The organism is Halalkalibacter lacteus, assembly GCF_036663595.1.
Taxonomy (GTDB): Bacteria; Bacillota; Bacilli; order Bacillales; family Bacillaceae_D; genus Halalkalibacter; species Halalkalibacter lacteus.
This window is the reverse complement of the sequence record NZ_JAWRVL010000089.1, coordinates 1-650: the sequence shown is the minus strand read 5'-3', so window position 1 is coordinate 650 and position 650 is coordinate 1. Positions and strand designations below refer to the sequence as shown.

Below are 650 nucleotides of genomic sequence, written 5' to 3'. Positions count from 1 at the left end.
CCACAAGAGCCCCTTTCCTCATAAAAGGAGAGGATTATGATGGGTAAGAAAAAATTGAATCCTTATTTACTAATGATTCTACCTGCGTTTGTTGTGTTCTTTGTTTTTCATACGTTTCCGGTCATCCAAGGGGTGTTTTATAGTTTTACAAACTACCGAGGGTATGGAGATTGGGATTTTGTCGGTTTCAGAAACTATATCAATGTATTCCAGGACGCAAGAGCCATGGATGCGTACATATTTACCTTTAAGTTTGCTATTCTTTCAACGGTACTTGTCAATATTATTAGTTTAGTCATTGCGCTTGGGTTAAATGCCAAAATTAAGTTTAGCAAAACGCTTCGAGGCGTTTACTTCATGCCGAATATATTAAGTGTTTTGATTGTCGGTTTTATTTTCAACTATATTTTTGCAGTGTTTCTCCCGTCAATTGCTCAAAATCTAGGGATCACAACGCTCGCAACCAATATTTTAGGTAGTCCCGATTTAGCTTGGGTTGGGATTGTGATCGTTGCCGTATGGCAAGCGGCTGCCTTTAATGTCATTCTCTATTTAGCGGGACTTGCAACGATTGATCAAGGACTTTATGAAGCGTCTAATTTAGATGGAGCCAATAAATGGCAGGAATTTTGGAAAATCACATTCCCGCT

1 protein-coding gene is annotated in these 650 nt (G+C 38.8%); it reads left to right on the top strand.

The annotated features are described in order from the left end of the window. Window positions 1-36: 36 nt before the first annotated feature. On the top strand, window positions 37-650 hold a 614-nt coding region (locus SAZ04_RS21600), incomplete at its 3' end, for a carbohydrate ABC transporter permease (RefSeq protein WP_431309044.1).